The 18590-nt window shown below is 37.9% G+C and carries 18 protein-coding genes and 1 pseudogene; 12 read left to right on the top strand and 7 right to left on the bottom strand.

Annotated features, from left to right (window positions below; all coding sequences use genetic code 11):
- Positions 1-20: 20 nt before the first annotated feature.
- Together HMPREF0013_RS19200 and aciT are read right to left on the bottom strand one after the other, a co-directional pair.
- Positions 21-500: a hypothetical protein gene (locus tag HMPREF0013_RS19200; protein WP_002119134.1), complete on the bottom strand. Its 480-nt coding sequence runs from the start codon at positions 498-500 to the stop codon at positions 21-23.
- A gap of 251 nt (positions 501-751) precedes the next feature.
- Complete coding sequence (gene aciT, locus HMPREF0013_RS19195) at positions 752-1087, bottom strand: ciprofloxacin tolerance protein AciT (protein ID WP_002119105.1); 336 nt, start codon at positions 1085-1087, stop codon at positions 752-754.
- Between the two features lie 113 nt (positions 1088-1200).
- On the opposite strand from aciT, the gene HMPREF0013_RS25455 reads away from it, so the two are divergent.
- Positions 1201-1473, top strand: coding sequence for a hypothetical protein (locus tag HMPREF0013_RS25455; protein ID WP_016803107.1), 273 nt, complete (start codon positions 1201-1203; stop codon positions 1471-1473).
- Positions 1474-1496: 23 nt separating this feature from the next.
- Here the strand turns inward: HMPREF0013_RS25455 and serB are convergent, their stop codons facing one another.
- Complete coding sequence (gene serB, locus HMPREF0013_RS19190) at positions 1497-2720, bottom strand: phosphoserine phosphatase SerB (RefSeq protein WP_005804373.1); 1224 nt, start codon at positions 2718-2720, stop codon at positions 1497-1499.
- Positions 2721-2779: 59 nt separating this feature from the next.
- Here serB and HMPREF0013_RS19185 point away from each other — a divergent pair, with 59 nt between their 5' ends.
- From HMPREF0013_RS19185 to HMPREF0013_RS19140, 10 genes are all read left to right on the top strand, one after another.
- Complete coding sequence (locus HMPREF0013_RS19185; protein ID WP_078210162.1) at positions 2780-4087, top strand: hypothetical protein; 1308 nt, start codon at positions 2780-2782, stop codon at positions 4085-4087.
- Positions 4088-4327: 240 nt separating this feature from the next.
- Positions 4328-5449: a bifunctional 3,4-dihydroxy-2-butanone-4-phosphate synthase/GTP cyclohydrolase II gene (gene ribBA, locus HMPREF0013_RS19180; protein ID WP_002119278.1), complete on the top strand. Its 1122-nt coding sequence runs from the start codon at positions 4328-4330 to the stop codon at positions 5447-5449.
- 11 nt (positions 5450-5460) lie between these two features.
- Positions 5461-5931: a 6,7-dimethyl-8-ribityllumazine synthase gene (gene ribE, locus HMPREF0013_RS19175; protein ID WP_002119264.1), complete on the top strand. Its 471-nt coding sequence runs from the start codon at positions 5461-5463 to the stop codon at positions 5929-5931.
- Positions 5932-5934: 3 nt separating this feature from the next.
- The gene (gene nusB / locus HMPREF0013_RS19170; RefSeq protein WP_002119137.1) at positions 5935-6384 is read left to right on the top strand and encodes a transcription antitermination factor NusB; all 450 of its coding nucleotides are present in this window, start codon (positions 5935-5937) and stop codon (positions 6382-6384) included.
- 16 nt (positions 6385-6400) lie between these two features.
- On the top strand, positions 6401-7318 hold the full coding sequence (gene thiL / locus HMPREF0013_RS19165) for a thiamine-phosphate kinase (RefSeq protein ID WP_005804371.1): 918 nt from the start codon (positions 6401-6403) through the stop codon (positions 7316-7318).
- A complete protein-coding gene (locus HMPREF0013_RS19160; protein WP_005804370.1) occupies positions 7296-7829 on the top strand; it encodes a phosphatidylglycerophosphatase A in 534 nt (177 codons plus the stop codon). Before thiL ends, HMPREF0013_RS19160 begins: the two co-directional genes overlap by 23 nt.
- Positions 7830-7837: 8 nt before the next feature.
- Positions 7838-9202 (top strand): bifunctional UDP-N-acetylglucosamine diphosphorylase/glucosamine-1-phosphate N-acetyltransferase GlmU, encoded by a 1365-nt coding sequence (gene glmU, locus HMPREF0013_RS19155; RefSeq protein ID WP_005804369.1) that lies wholly within the window; start codon positions 7838-7840, stop codon positions 9200-9202.
- Between the two features lie 12 nt (positions 9203-9214).
- Positions 9215-11053 carry a glutamine--fructose-6-phosphate transaminase (isomerizing) gene (glmS, locus tag HMPREF0013_RS19150; RefSeq protein WP_005804368.1) on the top strand — a complete coding sequence of 613 codons (1839 nt, stop codon included), beginning with the start codon at positions 9215-9217 and terminating at the stop codon, positions 11051-11053.
- Between the two features lie 301 nt (positions 11054-11354).
- A complete protein-coding gene (locus tag HMPREF0013_RS19145; protein ID WP_005804367.1) occupies positions 11355-12305 on the top strand; it encodes a hypothetical protein in 951 nt (316 codons plus the stop codon).
- A 1-nt stretch (position 12306) separates the two neighbouring features.
- The gene (locus HMPREF0013_RS19140; RefSeq protein WP_005804366.1) at positions 12307-13005 is read left to right on the top strand and encodes a hypothetical protein; all 699 of its coding nucleotides are present in this window, start codon (positions 12307-12309) and stop codon (positions 13003-13005) included.
- Positions 13006-13236: 231 nt separating this feature from the next.
- Here the strand turns inward: HMPREF0013_RS19140 and HMPREF0013_RS0105630 are convergent.
- Positions 13237-13531 (bottom strand): annotated as a pseudogene (locus HMPREF0013_RS0105630) (hypothetical protein).
- Between the two features lie 899 nt (positions 13532-14430).
- On the opposite strand from HMPREF0013_RS0105630, the gene HMPREF0013_RS19130 reads away from it, so the two are divergent.
- Positions 14431-15054, top strand: a complete 624-nt coding sequence (locus tag HMPREF0013_RS19130) for a LysE family translocator (protein ID WP_000624238.1) — start codon at positions 14431-14433, stop codon at positions 15052-15054.
- Here the strand turns inward: HMPREF0013_RS19130 and murI are convergent.
- From murI to HMPREF0013_RS19115, 3 genes are all read right to left on the bottom strand, one after another.
- Positions 15041-15841, bottom strand: a complete 801-nt coding sequence (gene murI, locus HMPREF0013_RS19125) for a glutamate racemase (protein WP_005804363.1) — start codon at positions 15839-15841, stop codon at positions 15041-15043. The two genes, HMPREF0013_RS19130 and murI, sit on opposite strands and share 14 nt — an antisense overlap.
- A gap of 23 nt (positions 15842-15864) precedes the next feature.
- Positions 15865-16503 carry an HAD family hydrolase gene (locus HMPREF0013_RS19120; protein ID WP_005804362.1) on the bottom strand — a complete coding sequence of 213 codons (639 nt, stop codon included), beginning with the start codon at positions 16501-16503 and terminating at the stop codon, positions 15865-15867.
- A gap of 104 nt (positions 16504-16607) precedes the next feature.
- A complete protein-coding gene (locus tag HMPREF0013_RS19115) occupies positions 16608-18434 on the bottom strand; it encodes a DUF885 domain-containing protein (protein WP_025464155.1) in 1827 nt (608 codons plus the stop codon).
- Between the last annotated feature and the right edge of the window lie 156 nt (positions 18435-18590).

The following is an 18590-nucleotide window of genomic DNA, read 5'->3' as shown; positions in this document are numbered from 1 at the left end:
GTNNTTTTTATAGCTGGATATTAACGTCCAGTTTTCTCTTTAATAAAAGCACGTGCCTGACGTACTTTATCTTTTACTGGTTTTGGTAACTTAGGTGGAATGAGCTTAGCAACCTGGTTGAACCATACCAACAAGCTGAAGTCACCTTCCATTTTAATGCTGCCATCTTGCATACCCGTCATAAATGCTGTTGGGTCACCTTTGATCAAAGTTTTTACACCTTGCTCACTGTCTGCAAATTGCAAAATAAAATCAGCTTTTTCAGGTGCGCCTGCAACGGTATCAATCTGACCGTTATTAATAATGATCTGACGTGCAACACCTAAATCTGTACCGATCTGAATACGGAATGCGCGGTCATGAATCAGTTCAATAAACTTAGGGCTAGTACGCGCCAACTGCTTCATACGCAGCACTAAACCTGCTACCAACAAATCTAATGGGTCTGTACTGACATCAACAAGAGGTAACTTGACTACAGGTATGGAAGAAAGTTTCATGAACATTCACGCCTATTGTATTTTTATGAAAACTTTAGAGCAAAACTTAGCAAGGACATACCATTGCCTATGTTTTATGCATCAATTGATATTTTTTAGCTGGCAACGCAATCTAGATGAAACGTCAACAGACCCATCTATCGTAGCATAACTGGCTATTTTTTAATAAATGCTTTGTATAATAAAAATCACGTTTCGTAAATGAAAAAGGCATGCTGTGCATACCTTTTTACCGTTAGATAACAATTTAATTATCGGCTAGAACATTGCTGCTGATCATCTTCATATACTGGCGTGTGTTCTATATATTGGCGATTTGCCAATGCCTTTTGTGCTTGTTTATCCTCACGTAACAAAATAAATGTAACCATTACCATCGCTAGACTTAATGCAGTTAAATAACTATATGTGACTGGCATTTCAAAAGTGACTTGAACTCCAAAACGGACCACTTCCAATAGCCCCCAAAAGAACATCCCTGCAAGCATAAAACCAAGCCAACGACGGTAAGGAGAAAAGAAAACAGCAACAAGCGCGACAGCAATTAAGCTGAATCCGGCGATAGCGGCAAAATTCGCTGTTACCATAGAAACCTCCGTCTTAATGAAAACGTCTAAAAACATTCGGTCTTTAATACCCGACCTCATTCCAAAAACAACTTTAATTCATGATTTGTGTTGAAGCTTACGATGCATTATGGATGTTTTTTTTTAGAAAAAAAGACCCGTTTTTTCTTAATGCGACATACTTTGTCGCAACATTCTTTTGTCATTACATTTTTGCAAAATTCAAAAAGTTCGATTCCCTATATGGCATCAATTCTGGCGTGTCATTACAAAAAAATATGCTGTTTTTAAGGACCAAAATAAGTTTTTTTCAGATTTTTTTATTGCCTTTTTTCTGTGCAAAATTTTGTCATAACTTGCTTGTTTTTATGACTATTCTGCATAAAAAAAGCGCTACTCTGAAGTAGCGCTTAAAGCTTATCTATATAGGTTAAGCACGATTTAAATCTTTATCATGCATACCGAGTAAATAAAGCACACCATCTAAACCAACACTTGAAATCGCTTGATTTGCATTTTGGCGTACTAATGGTTTTGCACGATAAGCAACGCCTAAACCTGCAATCGCAAGCATCGGTAAATCGTTTGCACCATCGCCTACGGCCATCGCTTGCTCTAAAGAAATTCCCATCTTATTTGCAAGTTCGCGTAATAACTCAGCTTTACGGGCACCATCAACAATTGCACCTTTTACTTCGCCTGTTACGAAGCCGTCTTGCACATCTAAAATGTTAGCGTGAACTTCATCAATACCGAGTTTGCCTTGTAAATATTCAGCAAAATACTGGAATCCACCAGATAAAATTGCCGTTTTATAGCCAAGTGCTTTTAAAGTCGAGATAAGACGCTCTGCACCTTCGGTAATGGTTAAACGCTCTGCAATTTTAGGTAAAACAGCAGCATCAAGTCCTTTTAATAATGCAACACGTGCACGGAAGCTTTGCTGGAAATCAAGCTCACCTTGCATTGCTCTTTCAGTAATTTCAGCAACTTGTGCGCCTACCCCTGCTTCAATCGCCAACTCATCAATTACTTCTTGTTCAATTAGGGTTGAGTCCATATCAAAACACACTAAACGGCGGTTACGGCGATAAGCGTTATCTTCTTGAACAGCGACATCGATATTTAATTCGCTTGAAAGAAGTAAACATGCAGCACGCATGGCTTGTGCATCTAAAGTTGGGCCGCTACTTAGACCAAACTGTACACAGGCACGACGTGGGAATGCACTATCCTTTTCAAAGTCTACACGACCTGATAAACGCGTTACTGTTTCGATGTTAAAGCCTTGGCTAGACACAATTTTTGTAACTGCTTGTAAGTGTGCCGCAGTGAGTTCTGGAGCTAAAGCCGTGACGATATAACGAGTCCGACCACCTTCACTTACCCATTGATCGTATTCTGCGCCCGTGATTGGTTTAAAGCGCACTGTTAAGCCAATATCATGTGCTAAAATCAGAATCTCTTTCATTGCCAATGCGGTCGCAGTTTCATTATCAGAAGCGACCACAATGCCTAATGTAAGTTGATTATGAATAACAGCCTGACCTACATCCAGTATTTGCAATGAATGTACGGATAGTACTTGCATTAATCGGGTAAACTGGTTTGGTTGGTCCGGTCCTAAAAAGGATATAAGAATGATTTCTCGCATGAATTGACTCTAGTCTGAGTGACAACTATTGTAAGAATCATAATCGAATTTCAATATAATTGCCTTGGAAGTTTAACTTGATTGCGCCTAGACAAGGGCTATTTGCTAGCCTACTGATCGTTAGTTTTGCATTGCATACCTTTTTATTGGTCATTGCAACGACACACCAGCTTAATGAAAACCGTGCGAGTCAAGGTCAGCTCATGACCAGTCAGCTCGTTGCAGACAGCTTATCTGAGCTTGAACCTGCTAATACGGTGTCTTTAGCTCTGATTGCCAATCGCTATGCGACCAATCCAAGTGTTGCGTCTATTCGCATTCTTGATGCGAACAAACAGGTTCTAGCAACAAGCGGAATTTCAAAAACCCGCCAAGGCGAAATTTTTGCTCGTGATGCCCTTCAAAATGAAAAGAAAGTGGGATCTATCGAAGTTACGTTGATTCAGCCAAGTATTGGAGAAATTCTTCGTACTCAATGGCTTGCAATTTTAGCTTCTCTGTTTTTGCATGTTTTATTGTGGCTTGCCTATCGTGCGATTGCTCGTCCAACAAGAAGCGAATATTTGGCACGCATTAATGAAGAAAACCGCTTGAAGCATGAAATTCAGCAGTTAACTCAAGCATTGGCTCTAGAAAAACAAAATACGGTCACGTTGGTTGCACAAGCTCAGCAACAAGCGAAAGCGAAACCAGCAGTTCGCCAACAAGCTGAGAAAACTTCAGATTCAGCTGACCAACATACGTTGGCACTCAATATTCAGTTTTATGATCCTAAACAGTTATTAAGCAGTGTTAACCAATCGGTATCTGTTCCTTATTTCAAACTCTGCCAGCTCTTTTTAAACAAGAGTATTGAGTTATGCGTTAAGCATTATCAATTGAAGCTCACAGATATTGAAGTAGTAGATGAGTTTAATGCCGAAGGCGCGACACTTGCGATTTCAACCTCTCACACGCATGCCGTAGAATGTCTGCTTATGATTGGAACCGTATTCCAATTACTTTCAGATGTTTTATATAAACGTTACCGTGAAGATAAACGTTTTGCGCTGCAAACTCGTAGTGCAACGTGTAATGCTGTAGAAGCTATGCAAATCGATGCAAAAGAAGCTGCTCAACGTTTAGCACAGCATCTTCACGCTAAAGAGTCAGCTTTATATCTCGAAAATGAACAGCTCAAAGCAATTCAAGACAGCTACCAACTTGTTGCAATGCCAAACCCAAGCAATGTGATGACACGTCATGCATTTATGATCAATGGTATGAATGCAGAATGTGCTGAACTTGCTCAAAATATCCGGACTGAAATTTTAATGGGGAAAAAATCAATCCCACAAAATGATAGTCCAAGTAGTGCAGCTTCATAAAAAATTACTACGCGCATCAGAACCTAGCCTTTTGGCTAGGTTTTTTTTATTTAAATTCATGGCTTTTATTTAAAACCACTCCATTTTCTTATGATTTATTTGTATAAATAAATCTCGATCTATTCTTAGATGTCACAAATTTGGATAAATCAGAATCATAGGCAAAATTCTCTAAACAGCGTAAACTATGCAAAATTTATTAAATAGAAATTGTCTTACGACAAAAAAAGGTGAAAGCGAATGCCGCTGAGTCGTGTTGAAGATCTTGTCGCCGATATTCGTGCAGGCAAAATGGTTATCTTGATGGATGACGAAGATCGCGAAAATGAAGGTGATCTTGTCATTGCAGCAACGCATGTTCGTCCTGAAGATATTAACTTCATGATTACCCATGCACGTGGTCTAGTTTGCCTAACGCTAAGCCGTGAGCGCTGTAAACAGTTAAACCTTCCGTTGATGGTTGACCAAAACGGTGCTCAGCACAGTACAAACTTTACCTTATCAATTGAAGCCGCTGAAGGTATTACCACGGGTATTTCAGCAGCAGAGCGTGCACATACAATTCAAGCTGCTGTCGCAGCGCATGCAAAACCAACTGATATCGTACAGCCGGGTCATATTTTCCCGTTAATGGCACAACCAGGCGGTGTTTTACATCGTGCAGGCCATACCGAAGCAGGTTGTGATTTAGCCCGTTTAGCAGGTCTTGAACCAGCTTCTGTCATTTGTGAAATCATTAATGAAGATGGCACAATGGCACGCCGTGCAGATTTAGAAATTTTTGCTGAGAAGCATGGCTTAAAAATTGGTACAATTGCGGACTTGATTCACTACCGCATGACCAATGAGCAAACGGTTGAACGTCTGGATCAAAAAACCATTCAAACAGAATATGGTTCATTTGAACTTTATCGTTATCGTGAGATTGGTAACCCGGACATTCATTTGGCTTTAGTTAAAGGCGAGCCAAAAGAAGGTGTTACAACAGTACGTGTGCATGGTTTTAGTCCAATTCGCGATTTGCTTAAGCTGAATAAAGCTGATGGTGAACCTGCTTGGAATTTAGACCGTGCCCTACAGACGATTGCAGCGAGTGATCGCGGTGTTTTAGTCTGGATCGGACAAGATCATTTGCAAGACTTGGGACCAGCGTTGGATGATTTAAATAAGCCAAAACCGGTGAAATCCAATGCAGCACTTTCACATCAATATCAAACCATTGGTGTCGGTGCTCAAATTTTGCGTGATTTAGGTGTTGAAAAAATGAAGCTTCTTAGCTCACCATTACGTTTCAATGCCTTATCTGGCTTTAATTTAGAAGTAGTGGAATATGTCACTGCTGATCAAATCACAACGAAATAATCGAGGTTGCTATGGCAATTCGCCGTATTGAAGGTTTATTACATCTCGCAAGCGAAGGTCGTTATGCGATTTTAGTGGGTCGTTTCAACAGCTTTGTTGTTGAACACTTATTGGATGGTGCAATCGACACATTAAAACGTCATGGTGTAAATGAAGATAACATTACTGTTATTCACGCTCCTGGCGCATGGGAACTCCCGATTGTTGCTAAAAAATTAGCTACATCAAACCAGTTTGATGCCATTATCGCACTTGGCGCAGTGATTCGTGGTAGCACACCACACTTTGACTTCGTTGCCGGTGAATGTGCAAAAGGTTTAGGTGTAGTCGCGTTAGAAAGCAGCTTGCCTGTCATCAATGGTGTCTTAACTACTGATAGCATCGAGCAAGCCATCGAACGTTCAGGTACAAAAGCAGGAAACAAAGGTAGCGAAGCTGCATTGACTGCTATTGAAATGGTTAATTTATTAAAGGCAATTTAAAGCATGTCTCAAACACTGCAAGCCGCTTATGCAGCAAAACGTAAAGCACGTCGTTTTGCTGTACAAGGTATTTATGAGTGGCAAATGAGTCACAACCCTGTACATGAAATCGAAGCACGTACCCGTGCGGAAAATGCAATGCACAAGGTAGACTTAAACTACTATCACGAACTGTTAACACAAGTGATTGCACAGCACGAAGATCTTGATGCATTACTTATTCCGGTTCTTGACCGTGAACTTAGTGCACTTGATGGTGTAGAGCTAGCAACATTACGCTTGGGTGCTTACGAGTTACGTGATCATTTAGAAGTACCTTATCGTGTCGTTCTAGATGAAGCTATTGAACTCGCTAAACACTTTGGTGGAGCAGATAGCCATAAATACATTAATGGCGTTCTAGATCGTTTAAGTTCAACACTACGTAGTGCTGAAAAACAACAAGCAAACTAATAGGTTTGAAGTTGCTATGGCTGAGTTTTCTATTATTGACCAATACTTTAACAGACAATCTTACACAGATGTCACCTTGGGTATTGGAGATGACTCAGCCTTAATTACCCCTCCCGCAAACCAACAATTGGTGATCTGTGCAGATACACTGGTTGCTGGACGTCATTTTCCTCTTGATACTTCTGCCCATGCAATTGGCTGGAAAAGCGTAGCTGTTAATCTTTCAGATATTGCAGCAATGGGGACAAAACCGCATAGTATTTTACTGGCGCTCAGCCTACCTACAATTGATCATGAATGGCTTGAAGGATTCAGCCAGGGAATTTATGACTGCTGTAATCAATTTGGCGTTGCTCTTATTGGCGGAGATACGACTCAAGGCCCTCATCTCACTATTACTGTTACGGCCATGGGCTGGATTGAAACCGGACAAGCCGTGTTACGTTCAGGTGCCAAAGTCGGTGACTATGTTTGTGTGAGCGGTCAAGTGGGTGATGCCGCGTATGGTTTACAGCACCTAGGTCATCCATTACAAAAAAGACTGGACTACCCGACGCCACGTTGTCAGCTTGGACAACAGTTGAAGGGATTAGCTTCAAGTATGATTGATATTTCTGATGGATTAGCCCAAGATTTAGGCCATATTTTAAAAGCTTCAAAGGTCGGTGCCCGATTACTTTTAGAAAAGTTACCGATTGACTCAACACTACAAGCACTACCAGAACAACAGCGCTGGCAATATGCGCTAGCTGGTGGCGATGACTACGAATTATGTTTTACAATAACACCGCAAAATTATGAAAAACTTTTGCAAAAACAACTAGACATTAAGATTACAATGATCGGAGAGATCGTTGAGCAAACACAACTAACTTTTGAGCATTTGGGTTCAGATTACCCATTGCAAATTCATGGATACCAACACTTTGCATAAGCCACCGATTCATTTTAAGGACATGTCTTGGTTCAACCGCTGCATCGTTTTCTGTGGAGTTGGTTTCGGATCTGGTCTCGCACCTAAAGCTCCCGGTACTTTTGGCTCTGCCTTTGCCCTACTTTTCGTTCCAATCTGGTTATCACTTGGCTTTAACTTAAGCTTGATCGCTATCCTTATCATGTCCTTGGTAGGAATTTATATTTGTGGTCAAACTGCAAAAGTCCTTGATGTTCATGATGATGGGCGAATTGTTTGGGATGAATTTGCAGGACAATCAATTACTCTTCTGCCTTTAATCTTTTTTAATATAATGTCGTTACAATGGGCACTAATTGGTTTTTGCTTATTCCGCCTATTTGATGTTTGGAAACCTTGGCCAATCCGTGTTGCCGACCAGAAAGTTGCTGGTGGTTTCGGGATCATGCTAGACGACATCATTGCAGGGCTTTGGGCGGCACTCTGTATCATCATATTTATTACTTTCTGGGGCGTAACGCCATTTAAGTAGGTTTACTCATGTCAACTACCGTCATTATCCTTGCTGCAGGCAAAGGAACGCGAATGCGTTCACAACTACCTAAAGTATTGCAACCTTTAGCTTGTCGCCCGCTACTAGGACATGTCATTCAAACAGCAAAAAAAATACACGCAGAAAATATTATTACGATTTATGGACATGGTGGTGACCACGTCAAACAAACTTTTGCACAAGAAAAGATTCAATGGGTTGAACAAGCAGAACAACTAGGTACAGGTCATGCGGTACAAATGACTTTACCCGTACTCCCTAAAGACGGTATTTCATTAATTCTTTATGGTGATGTACCTTTAGTACGTCAAACAACGTTAGAGCAACTTGTTGAAGTTTCAAGTAAAACGGGCATTGGCATGATTACTTTACATGTCGACAACCCAACAGGTTATGGTCGTATCGTTCGTCAAGAAGGTAAGATTCAAGCGATTGTTGAACATAAAGATGCAACAGAAGCTCAGCGTCAGATTCAAGAAATCAACACAGGTATTTACTGTGTTAGCAATGCAAAACTTCATGAGTGGTTGCCTAAACTTTCAAACGAAAATGCGCAAGGCGAATATTATCTAACTGATATCGTAGCAATGGCTGTTGCAGATGGTCTAGAAATCGCATCTATTCAACCAGAACTCGCTTTTGAAGTTGAAGGCGTCAATGACCGCTTACAACTTGCTGCACTTGAACGTGAGTTCCAGCAACAGCAAGCAAAAGAGCTTATGCAACAAGGCGTAACTTTTGCAGACCCTGCACGCTTTGACTTACGCGGTTCTGTAAAAGTTGGACATGACGTTCGTATTGACGTCAATGTGATTATTGAAGGTGACTGTGAACTTGGCGATTTTGTAGAAATCGGGGCTGGTTGTATTTTAAAGAACACCAAAATTGCAGCCGGAACTAAAGTTCAAGCCTATAGCATTTTTGATGGCGCAGTTGTAGGCGAAAATGCTCAAATTGGACCATTTGCACGCTTACGCCCAGGCGCGAAATTGGCAAATGAAGTACATATCGGCAACTTTGTTGAAGTTAAAAATACAACGATTGGATTGGGTAGTAAAGCTAACCATTTCACCTATTTAGGTGATGCAGAAATTGGTGCTGAATCGAATATTGGGGCAGGTACGATTACTTGTAATTACGACGGTGCAAATAAACACAAAACCACTATTGGTGATGCCGTTTTTATCGGTTCTAATAGCTCGCTGGTTGCTCCGGTGACCATTGGGAGTGGCGCAACAGTTGGTGCTGGTTCTGTGATTACGAAAGATGTAGCCGAGCAAAGTCTCTCCTTTGAACGTGCACAACAAATTTCAAAAGCAAATTATCAACGTCCCCAAAAGGTTAAAAAATAAGAGGATTGAAGTATGTGTGGTATCGTCGGAGGCGTTGCACAACGTTGTGTAACCGAGATTTTACTTGAAGGTTTAAAACGTCTTGAATACCGCGGTTATGATTCTGCGGGTGTTGCTTTACTGAATAACCAACAAATTTTACGTGAGCGTCGTGTAGGTAAAGTTATCAATCTTGCAGAAGCTGTCGCTGAACACCAAATTGCGGGGGCTATCGGGATTGCGCATACCCGTTGGGCAACACATGGTAAACCAACTGAAAACAATGCTCACCCTCATATGTCAGGTAAGGTCGCTGTAGTCCATAACGGTATTATTGAAAACTATCAAGAATTAAAAGACGACCTTCAAACTTTAGGTTACGTTTTTACTTCTCAAACAGATACTGAAGTTGTTGCACACTTAGTTGCTGAAGCATTAAAAAGTACAGATAGCCTTTTAGAAGCTGTTGAAACTGTTGTACCTCAGCTTAAAGGTGCTTACGCGCTAGGTATTATCCACAGCGATTATCCAGATGAACTCATTACTGTACGTGAAGGTTCACCACTCGTGATTGGTGTAGGTATTGGTGAAAACTTTATTAGTTCAGACCAACTTGCACTTTTGCCTGTAACTAACCGCTTTATGTACCTAGAAGAAGGTGATATTGCACGTCTTACTCGTACTTCAATTGAAGTATTTGCAAATGGCGAACGCGTTGAGCGTCCAGTACGAGAGCTTGATGCAACCGTAAGTAGTGCATCAAAAGGTGAATACAAACACTACATGCTCAAAGAAATTTATGAGCAACCAGAAGCAATCAAGCAAACAATTTCTCAAGCGCTTGATGGCAATAGCTTACGTGATGATTTCTTGAAAAATGCTGATGCAGATTTCAATAAAATTCAAAGCGTACAAATCATTGCGTGTGGTACAAGTTATCACTCAGGAATGATTGCTAAATATTGGTTTGAGCAACTGATTGGCGTGCCTTGCCAAGTTGAAATCGCAAGTGAATTCCGCTATCGCACTCCTGTAATTGTTGAAAATACACTTTATATTTGTATTTCACAGTCAGGTGAAACTGCTGATACTTTAGCTGCACTACGTGAAACTCAAAAGCGTGCGAAAGCAAACAATATCGACATTCAGACTTTGACTATCTGTAACGTTGCGACGTCTTCAATGGTTCGTGAAACTGATCATCACTTATTGACGCTTGCTGGTCCTGAAATTGGTGTTGCTTCAACTAAAGCGTTTACGACTCAGCTTGCTGCACTTATGTTGTTAATCTTGAAAATTGGCCAAGTGAAACAACGTATTAGCCCTGCTCTTCTTGAAGAAATTACGCGTGAGCTATGGCACAGCCCGAAAGTTATTCTTGATACGCTTAAACATGATCCAGAAATTTTGCGTTTGTCTGAATTATTCGTTGAAAAAAATCACTGCTTATTCTTAGGCCGTGGTACGAATTATCCAATCGCATTGGAAGGTGCATTAAAGCTAAAAGAAATTTCATATATTCATGCAGAAGGCTATGCAGCTGGTGAGTTAAAACACGGTCCATTAGCACTTGTTGATAATGAAATGCCGATCGTAATTCTTGCTCCAAATGATGAAATGCTTGATAAGCTAAAATCAAATATGGAAGAAGTTCAGGCACGTGGTGGTGAATTATTTGTTTTCGCTGATGAAAATAGCGGAATCAATGAAAAAGACCGTCAACACGTTGTACATATTCCAGCAGTAAACGAATGGTTAGCTCCAATCGTTTATAGCGTACCAGTTCAGTTGTTGTCTTATCACGTTGCTGTATTACGTGGTACAGACGTTGACCAACCACGTAACTTGGCGAAGTCAGTAACTGTAGAGTAATTCAAAAAGATCATTATTAAGGCATCACCTGCTTTAATAACTGATTGATTAAGCCCGACATGTGTAAGTACATATCGGGCTTTTTTATTGCTAAAATTCAGTAAAAATATAGTTTAATTAGAATATCAATCACTATAATTGAGTAATTACGTCTCAACGAATATTTTAATAATATACAACTGATAATTAAAGATCTTAAAATTTTCTTTATAAATCTTTTATATCTTAGCTCTCTTGATTATTATTTAATTTAAAGATATTTTTATTATATAAATTATAGGTATAAATAGGATCTTCTATCTTGAGTGACATTGAATCATTTGTAAAGGACGAATTAGGGAAAGCTGTTCTTTCAAACTTAAAAAGAATTTATGTTGGAGGTAATAATAATAAAAAAGGAAGAGATTATGAAAATTTCTTCCAATTATTCAAAGCATTCGAATTAGCATCTCAAGATATAGATCACGAAAAACATTTATTAAGCTGTCAAGAGTTAGCATTTATTGATGATATTTGCCATTGGGATTTGGAGAATTCTATTAAATATAATTTCCAAGCCAAAAATTCTTCTGGATCAGCGGCAGATTGGACTAGTGAAATCACTCTTAGATGTAAACGCCAAACTATTTTAGATACAAAATTTCATAAGGTAGCTAAATCAAAGAATTACCTATTAGTCTCGTGTGAAAAGAAAAGAATTAATAATCTAAAAAAAGTACCTGTAAAATTAAATAAACTTAACACATGTATCTTTTTTCCATATTGTCAAAATCTAGTGGAATTGCTGGATCAAACTAATTTGAAGCATCACATATCAACTTTAATTGAAAATGATGATCCTTCTCAGATCGATTACGCTGCAAATTTAATTTTAGGCGTTTTACAGGGTAGAAGCTCAAAAGATATTAAAAGTATTTTTGAACAAGCTTGCTCAACTGCACATCCTAATGTATTTATTAAATTTAGAAATAATAGTTCTTTTAATTCAAAAATACCTGAGTGGATTGAACAAATTGTAACAACATCTTCCAACAACACAACTTATAGATTAAAATCTGGTAGGGTATATTTATCTATAGGTACTGGCATTGAAGTCAGTGCTTCATTAGATTTAATCCTACAAGTTCCTGAATCAAAATATCAGGAAATAATTAACACTAAAGATTTAGCGATGTTATTTATGAGTTTAACCAGTGAAGAGTTAAATAGCATAGACACATCTCTAGATTCTTCTCCTTTAGGAGGAGCTTAGAATGGGCATGAACAACCGTACCTACAGTAATATTGCTAATAATTTAGCAAAAGATCATTTGCAAGGTTTATTGGACTCTAAAACAGATCCAAGGGCTTATCGTGAGCATATGAAAGAGCTAGGTAAGTTATTAGCTGAGTCTTTGGTACCAAGCATAAAAAAATCAGAAAAGAATTGTTTGATTATATCTACAGCTGAAGATGCTGATTTTTTACAAGCTGGTGTTGAATCTGTATTGAAGGAAAATTTAATTTCTACAAAACTTGCTGTTTTTTGGAATAATCATTATCAATTACCAACAAAAGGTAGTGTAGCGCCAATTGTACATAAATTCATTGAACCTGGCTTTGAACAAGCTGATAACATAATTATTGTTAAGTCTGTAATGTCAGGTAGCTGTGTTGTTCGTACTAATTTGATTGCTATGCTTAATCAAATTAAAAATGCTAAACAAATTTTTATTGTAGCTCCTGTAGTTCATAAAAATTCAGAGGCATCTTTAATTAAAGAATTTCCTCATGATATTTCATCCAAATTTAATTTTGTGTATTTTGCAAAAGATGCTCAAAAGGATAGTTATAGTGGTGAAGTAATTCCAGGTATTGGTGGGCAAGTTTATGAATTATTAGGTCTTGTTAAGCAACCAGCTTTAACAAATTATATGCCTAAAGTAGTAGAAAAATTGGCCTTCAATCTTTAAGTTTTTAAATTGCTCTAATCCTTATTAGAACAGATCATTTATTAAAGCCCGATATGTATAACTACATATCGGGCTTTTTTATTGACTTCATACCGCTACACAGAGGCTTTTACGTGAAAGAGAATCTAGTTTGATAGTAGAGAACTCTCCTAGGACCCTATGTCACAATAGACTTTTACTTTTGCGCTGATTTAAAGTTTGAGAGATCATTGCGACACAGAGATAAAGGAGCTAAGCGAACTTAGCCCATTTTATTTTTATCGCAGCGTTGAATGCTGCTGAACAAGTTAGGGGCAAAGCCCTGTGGGAGAACAGGACTTTGCAAACTGGTGTGTTTTAAACGTTGCACGATTTGAGGTGAATACACTTGCGCGAGCTGTTGGCAAACACAACTACAACTGGCTTGCATGTGTCCATCTGACAAACAAATTCTTTTAAATTCCTGCTGAGCATTAGCGTCATCATTTGTAATACCGTAAGCACCGACCACAAGGTTTAAAACTATTATAAATTTATGAAGTTTCATATTATTCTCATGATTATTTATATCTTTAAATAAAATAAAAATATGATTAATCTTAATATTAAAATAATTTTTAAATAACAGTTAATCCTCCCATAAATATAGGAAAATAAAATAATTAAAATTTTAAAATAGAAATAATTTATAAATTTAAAAAATCAGGTCGCAAAAAACCCATATTTTAAATAAATAAAATTATTAACTGAGAGAGAAAATGAGTTTGAATAATGGCATGGCCAACTCCTTAAAAATGGAGTCCTACCACCAGATCACCGCGAATTAATTTATGGTGGCAGAACGAAAGAGGGTTGACAGACTGAGCCTAGCGATCAGCACGCGCGTACGCGTCCCCCTTCCGCCCTACCATAGAGAAAAAGGGGGCACAAAGGTTCCACACGGGAAATACTTAGAAAGTATAACCCGACACGCTAGACACGGTCTGTCAAAACCGACTGGCAATGTAGGCCAGCAACGAAATATTAATCGCTATAATAAAGAACGTCAATTTATTTTAATAAAAAAGTTTAAATATAATAATATGATTAATATTTAAATAATATTATCCTTATTTTTATATTTACATCTTTTAATTAAATTTAAAATATAAACTTAAGTTATATATTTTTAGTTAATAAAATAGATTAATCGTTAATTCTAATTTAATAGTTTGTATAAATATATACGATGAGAAAAGTTAAGTATAAAAAATATCTTAATCTAGGTACTCTGAGCTTAGAGTTTTGTAATTGAGATTTTTTGACAGTGACTCTAAAAGTTAGATCAAGTTATTTTGAGTTTTTATAGCCATAAATCTGATTATAAAATTGAAATACTTATAAATTTCATATACTTTAAATTGTTTAAAATTCACTCAAAAATAGTAACAATAAGATAGGTAAAACATGATTTCTTTAGAGCTTTTCATTACATTTTTAATTACTACAATTATTTTTGCTTATATTCCGGGTCCAGCAATGCTGTATACCGCTGCACAGACGCTTTCTCGTGGTAGAAAATCTGGTTTGATGGCTGCATTTGGAATTTTCGTAGGAGGTTGTTTCCATATCATAGCGGCGTCTTTAGGCTTAACGACCATCTTTCAAATCATTCCAAAACTCTATGATATTATTAAAATTTTAGGTGCTTTGTATTTAGTTTGGTTAGGCATTAAATTAATTAGATCGACCTCGTCCCCGACTCTTCAGCAAAATGTTGAAAATGGTCAGTTATCTTTGAGGCAGAGCATTCTGGTCGAAGTTTTAAACCCTAAAACCGCTATTTTTTATATCGCTTTTTTACCTCAATTTATTAATACCTCATTAGATTTTCCAGTTTGGTCTCAGTTCATCATTTTAGGGCTGATTGTGAATCTGATCTTTGTTTCTGCTGATGTGGTTTGTGTGTTTTTAGCCAATTACATTAGTCAAAAATTAACTAAATCGAAGAAGCCCCAAAAATCTATGTCAGTGATGGGTGGACTCATTTTTATGGGGCTAGGCGTTTTTCTTGGCTTTAAAAATCAGTAGTTTCTACAGGTAAATGTTTACCTAACAAAGAAAAAGTCACGTCCGCAACTTCCAACGGGTCTGAACTGGTCCAAATAATATGATTTCCCTCATTTGGACTTTCAGAACTTAAATGATATTGATTGAGCTGCCGAATTAATTGCGCTGTTACAGCTTCCGAAGGCTCAATGATTTGAATATCACGGCCTACAATTTCCTGAATCGTGTCTGAGACAAATGGATAGTGTGTGCATCCTAAAATAATCGTATCGACTTTTTGTTCGACCAACGGCGCCAAAATATTTTTTAAATAATCTTTAACTTCTGCGGTATGTGCTTTGCCCGTTTCAATTTTTTCGGCTAAGCCAATACACGGCACTAAAGAGACTTTAATATCTTGCGCATACGTTTCAATTAAACTTTTTAAGTTTTTGCCCTTCACCGTGGTTGCAGTTGCCAAAACCGCAATATGCTTACTTTGAGTGATTGCTACTGCCGGTTTTACGGCGGGTTCTATTGCAATAAGTGGCACATTAATTTGCGCTCTAATCGTTTCAATCGCTACAGCCGTCATGGTGTTACAAGCAACCACAATCGCTTTGCAATTCCCGTCATTTATAAGATTTGAGATTAAGTGAGTGGTTCGTGAAACAATCCAGTCGCTTTCTTTGTCTCCATACGGGACATATTTCGAGTCAGCGAAATAGATAATGTCTTCATTCGGAAGGGCCTGCCGAATATGCTTAAAGAGAGACAACCCGCCTAAACCAGAATCAATCATTCCAATCGGGTTGTTATTGTTATTCATGATTTATCCTGCATTTCATATATTTAGAAAAATTCTTTCATGGTTGCTAAGTCGTTGAGCACGACTTTGGGCTGAATAGTTTTTAATTTTTCAGCCGATGTATAACCCCAACCTACCGCAGCAAAATCAATGCCTGCTTTATGTGCAGCTTCGCCATCAGTCGTTTGGTCGCCGACATAAATGGCCTGCTCTTTATTTAAATTCAAAATATTGAGAACACGCTTAATTCGTTTAGCTTTACCAAATATAGACGAGCCACCATCAATATGGCTAAAAAGTTCACATAGTTCTGTACCAAGAATACTTTGACAGTTTTCTTTAGAGTTTGAAGTAATAATTGCGAGCGTATATCCCCGATTATGTAGTTCAATTAAGTGATCCCGCATGCCCTCAAACATGTAAACTTCTTGATCTCTTTCTTTCATTAAACGAATGAAATCTTTGGCAATCCAAGGCAGTTTCCACCTAGAAACATTCATCTCTTTCATAATTTCTTTTGGTGAAAGATGTTTGTACTGCTCTACTTCATGTAGCTCTACAGATTTAAATTTATGCTTCTTGGCAAGCTGATTTAAAGCACCTAAAAAAAAGCTAAAGGAGTCGACTAAAGTACCGTCCATATCAAAAATAATAGCTTGGTATTCTTTTAAAGATTTTTCCATTTTAAAGTTCTGAAATAAAATATATTTTTTATAATTATATTCTGTTTTCTATTGGTTTTTAAATCAGGCCCAATGAGGACCTGACCTAAATTTCGATTTTTGTTTTAAGCTGCCGCTTTTTGTTCCTTAATCCAATTTTTAATACGTGCATCCAGAATATTTAAAGGCAAGGTTCCTGCATTTAAGATCATGTCATGGAAGGCTTTAATATCAAAACGGTCTCCAAGCTCCTGTTTGGCGAGCTCCCGTAGCTCTAAAATTTTGAGTTGGCCCATTTTGTATGCCAATGCTTGGGCAGGAATAGCAATATAGCGGTCTGCCTCTGCCTGAATATCAGGTTCATCCAAAGCAGAGTGTTCTCGCATAAAATCAATCATTTGCTGACGGGTCCATTTTTTATAATGTACGCCAGTGTCAACCACTAGACGACAGGCACGGAACAACTCACTCGATAGTCTTCCATAGTCTGAAAGTGGGTCTTTATAGAAACCAACATCTTTACCCAATTGCTCGGCATAAAGTGCCCATCCTTCTATATAGGCAGTGTGGTTAGGCTGCTTTCGGAACATCGGCAAATTTGGCAGGTTTTGGGCAATATCAATCTGCATATGGTGTCCAGGAATTGCCTCATGGTAAGCGGTTGCTTCCATTGATATTTTGGAACGTTCAGAGAAGTCCCCTGTATTTACATATACTTGTCCCGGCCGCGAGCCATCAGGCGTGCCTTGGTGGTACTCCGCTCCTGCCGCTTCTTTTTCTCGATATTGCTCTACAGGCAAAACTTCGACTTTATTTTTGGGTAATAAACCAAACAGCTTCGGCAACTCTGGTTGCATTTGGGCAATATATCCGCGATATATCTCTAAAATTTCTTCACGAGATTTAGGGAAAACAGCGGGATTTGTTTTTAATGATTGTTGGAAACTCTTTAAGTCATTGAAACCTTGTGCTTTGGCAATTTTCAGCATTTCCGCTTCAATACGAGCAACTTCTTTTAGTCCGAGCTGATGAATAGTTTCAGGGCTTTCAGAGGTTGTCGTATTGTTTTCTACATAAAAGCGATAGAGCTCATCACCGTTTGGCAAGCTCCATATACCCTCGTGTTGTCGTCCATAGGGTAAGTAATCTTTCTGAATAAACGTCCCGAGTTTTTGATAGGCAGGTCGAACATTTTGATCTATGGCCTGTAGTATTTCACGGCTTAAACGCTCTTGTTCTGCTTTCGAAATATTTTTTGGAAATTGCTTTAATGGAGAAGCAAACACACTGTCTGCCCCTGCTGGAGCTGCAATGCTATTAATCTGCTTTGCTACCTTTTCAATTAAATATTTGGGTGGCATCAAGCCATCTTTTTGGCCTTGTTTCGCTAACTGAATCCCTTGATCAAGAATAAGAGGAATTTGTTTTAAACGAGAAATATAGTCTTGATATTGCTTAGTATTATCAAATGGAATCGAACTAATAAATCCCGGAAATTGTAAATGTAGCCCCCACATTTGATTAAAAGGCATCTCATACAATTTCAAATCATAATTTTTAAGTGTTTCTTTCAACTGATAAATCATTAAGTCTTTATTTAATTGATCAGTTGCTGAAAACCCTGTGCTATCAATCGCTTCAAAACGTTTTAAAAAATTTTGCGTAGTTTTTTTATCTTTCTCAATCTGATTTTTTGAAAGCTCAGTCCATCGATCGTTGTAGCGTAAATCGCCTAAAGTCGTTGCAGTTTCAGGATTATTTTTTAAAGTGTATTCCCACTGTTCCTGTAAAAGCTGGTTTAAAACTTTCACCCGAACAGAGACATTACTATTTGGTTTAGATTGTGATTTTTCGATGGTATTTGTATTTATTTCGGGGGTTGTAGCATTAGAAGAATGAGACATCCAAAATAAAACACTGATACAAGCAAAATGTAAGGTTCTGTTTTTCATTTAATTATCCAGAAATATTTAACAAAGGTTAAAATAAAGACAAAACAAATTACGTGCCAAGCAGCATATAAAATGGTGTAAAAATCGAGTATTTTTTTAACTCAATGATTTTATAAATTAATTTTCTTTTTAATTATATTATTTATAGTTGCTATC

Origin of the sequence: Acinetobacter sp. SH024, assembly GCF_000163635.1 — a bacterium.
Lineage (GTDB): Bacteria > Pseudomonadota > Gammaproteobacteria > Pseudomonadales > Moraxellaceae > Acinetobacter > Acinetobacter pittii.
Note: the sequence above shows the minus strand (reverse complement) of the source record. Positions and strands in the feature narration are given on the sequence as shown.